This is a genomic window from Nocardioides hungaricus, assembly GCF_054782915.1.
Genome location: NZ_BAAGRO010000010.1, coordinates 1 through 3,192, shown reverse-complemented (window position 1 = coordinate 3,192; position 3,192 = coordinate 1). Strand labels below are relative to the sequence as shown.

The 3,192-nt window shown below is 67.5% G+C and carries 2 protein-coding genes; both read left to right on the top strand.

Features of this window, described 5'->3' with window-relative positions; all coding sequences use genetic code 11:
- The first annotated feature begins 214 nt into the window (after window positions 1–214).
- Window positions 215–430: an ANTAR domain-containing protein gene (locus ACYVKX_RS04660; RefSeq protein ID WP_460829460.1), complete on the top strand. Its 216-nt coding sequence runs from the start codon at window positions 215–217 to the stop codon at window positions 428–430.
- A gap of 685 nt (window positions 431–1,115) precedes the next feature.
- On the top strand, window positions 1,116–2,567 hold the full coding sequence (locus ACYVKX_RS04655; protein WP_460829459.1) for an IS1380 family transposase: 1,452 nt from the start codon (window positions 1,116–1,118) through the stop codon (window positions 2,565–2,567).
- Window positions 2,568–3,192: the final 625 nt, after the last annotated feature.

The window sequence follows — 3,192 nt, the reverse complement described above, 5'->3', positions numbered from 1 at the left end:
GCCGTCCCTACGTCGGTAGGGACTCACTCACCGGGGCTGCTCGTACACCACTCTGCTGGACTCCACTCTTCGTCCAGAGGCGTGCCGCGTTGTTTCAAGCCGCCTGCGGCCTGACTTGGCGAAGCCAATCGTCGGGAACACCCGAATCTCGCCGCGACCTGCGCGGTCGCTGTGGACGAACGTCCTCGGTGCGCTCAACCTGTTCGGAGAGAGAGTGGGTCGTCTCGAGGACAGCGACCTTGACCTCGCCCAAGCCTTGGCGCACGTCGCCTGCGTCGCCATCGTCAACGAGAAGGCCATCTCTGACCACGTGACGGTCAACTCCCAACTCCAGCATGCGCTGACGAGCCGCATCGTCTTGGAGCAGGCCAAGGGGGTCATCGCTCACGCTGGGGGCCCGGAGATCAACGACGCCTTCACGGTGCCGTGAGGCTATGCCCGCGACCACGGGCGCAAGCTCAGCGAGATCGCTCACGAGGTGGTGAACCGCGAGCTTCGCGGAGAGACGCTGCTCCAGCACAGTGGATCCGCAGGAAAGCGACAGCGTTCCTGATCGCGTCCTTGCGAGCCCGTTGAAACCCTCCGTAGGCCCAGAGCAATGCACCTTCCGCTGGGCCGGTTCACCCCAACCGCCCGCCCAGCATCACGGAGGGAGAGGCGGCCCGTTCGAGCCGGGCCAGGGTGGGCTCAACATCCGACTCTGGCACCCCTCTGTGTCAAGACACCTTGGGTAGTGCGGGTTTAGGCTTCGTCCCGGAGTGGCTTGTCCGAAGTGCCGGTGTTGGGATTGTGAGCCGGTCGCGCTGGAGTCAGAGTCGCTATCCCGTTGCCCTCCCGGACCCGTCCCCGCGCCCGATCCGGCATGTCTGAGGGCGTCGTCGAGCATGGTCTTGTAGACGATGTTGGACAGCCGGCGTTTCGGGGCGCGCATCGCTTCCATCGAGGTCGCCTTCAGCTGGACCGCCCTGTCAGAATCGGACTGACGACCTAGTCAGACCCGGATCCGCGAGTAGTGGCCGTGTGAGCGGCGCGGGAGACGACGAAGGTGCCTGTCCTGACTGGAGAATCGGGGTTGCGAAGCCTTCGATCGTCCAGTTTGGAGAAGCACCTTGTCGGTGAAGAGAGTACGTCGTCGTGGCCGGGTCCGGAAGCGTGTACGGATCGGCGCGCCGGACCCATCGTTGACCGCGACGTCGGGGGTTGCGGCGATCGCGGAGTTCGTCGACAGGCTCGACGTGGTGGGCCGGTTCGACCGGGCGATCGGGTCGATCAAGAAGCGCGATCGTGGTGCGTCTGCGGGCGAGCTGCTGGTCGGGATGGCGCAGTCGCAGCTACTGGGTGCTGACGCGCTGGTCGGGTTGGACCGCCAGCGCGCCGATGTCGCCGCAGCCGAGCTCTCCGCGGTGCCGGTGTTGGCCTCGACGACCGCGGCGGGTCTTGCACGCCGGTTCGGCCCGGAGCAGCTGGCCGGGGTCGAGACCGCGATCGCTGACCTCGCGAGGCGTTCCTTTGACCTGCTCCCGGTCCAGCGTCGGGTCCAGTTCGGCGCGAGTGTCACGGTGGACTTGGACTCCACAGATGTGGAGGTCTACGGCTCGAAGAAGCAGGGCGTGGCCTACAACTACGCCGGTCAGCGATCGGGTCGTCCGCATCTGGCGACTTGGGCCGAGGCCGGCCTCACCGTCGCTGCTGATCTGCTGGCCGGCAACGACGACGTCCGGCCGCGTGCCGCGGACATGCTGCGCCGTGGGTTGGCCGGGATCCCGGAATCCGTCCGGGCCCAGGCGGCGGCACGTGATCGGCTGCGCACCCGCGTCGATGCCGGCTACTTCACCGCCGACCTGGCTCACGCGGCTGTGGCGGAGGGTTGTGACTTCGCGATCGCTGCGAAGCGGAACACCGCGATGTGGCGTGCCTACCGATCGATTCCCGAGGACGCCTGGACCGACGCGATCGGAATGCAGGGCGCGCAGGTCGCCGCGGTCGACTACGCCCCAGCGGGGTGGCCACAGGACACCTACACGATCGTGCGGCGGGTCCGGGTCGATGCCGAGGAGATCTCGGCCGACCCCCGGTCGCGGCGACGTCGCAGCATCGAGGCCGGTCAGCTCGCGCTGGCGTTGGAGGGCACCGCGACCCACGCGTATGCGGTCTCCTTCATCGTCACCAACATCCCGGCCAACGACCGGCCCGACGACCATGCTGGCAACGCCGAGTCGATCCTCGAGGTCGAGGCGTGGTTCCGGCGTCGCACCGACATCGAGGACCGGATCCGCGAGGCCAAACTCGGCGCCGCGCTCCGCAAGCTCCCCTCCGGCGACCATGGCGTGAACACCGTGTGGATGTGGGCCGCGCTGATCGCCGGGAACCTCTCGACCCTGCTCCAAACACTCACCGGGATCGACGAGAACGGCCGCGCCCACGCCGCCCGACTCCGCCACGAACTGCTGTGCGTCCCGGCACGCCTGGTCCGTCACGGCCGCACCCTGACCCTGCGACTGCCCCCCGGCGACCACCTACTGCCGGTCGTGCTCACCCGTATCCGAGAACTCAACCTCGCGGCGTGACGCCGCCGCCACATCCCCACCGCCAGGACCTCGGAGAACCGTCACCCGGAACGACACCGGGAACACCGACGCGCCCCGGCACCGTCGCCGCTGGACAAGCACCCCGCGAAGCCGATCGTGGTCACGAGTCACGCGCTACTCGCGGATCCGGGTCAGAGCGGGTGCGCACCCACTTCTCAGGTGTGAAACGTGCCGAAAGTGCCTCTGACCTGGGCAAACGCGGCGCGCGCAAGCGCGGCTCGATCGCGCTCAGTCACGCCGAAACACCTGGAATCCCGCAGTTTCTGTTGACTTTCTGTTGAGTTGGTCGGCGCCTTCGCGGGTTCTCTCCGGCCAGCCAGCTCGGCTCATCGATGACGGTCCGATGAAGCGGCGAAGGCCCCCGGGCCGGGCACAGCGTGCCGTGCTCGGCCCGAGGGCCATTAGGACCAAGCGACGGGTCAGCCCTGATCCACCGAGGTCGGTCGAGGTCCTGAGCGTGGCGTAGAACGAGAATGCCCTCCTGAGCAGGGAGGATTTGGCTTGCGACAGTCAGATCCACCAACTCAAGAGGGACACAGTGGAGTCCAGCAGAGTGGTGTACGAGCAGCCCCGGTGAGTGAGTCCCTACCGACGTAGGGACGGC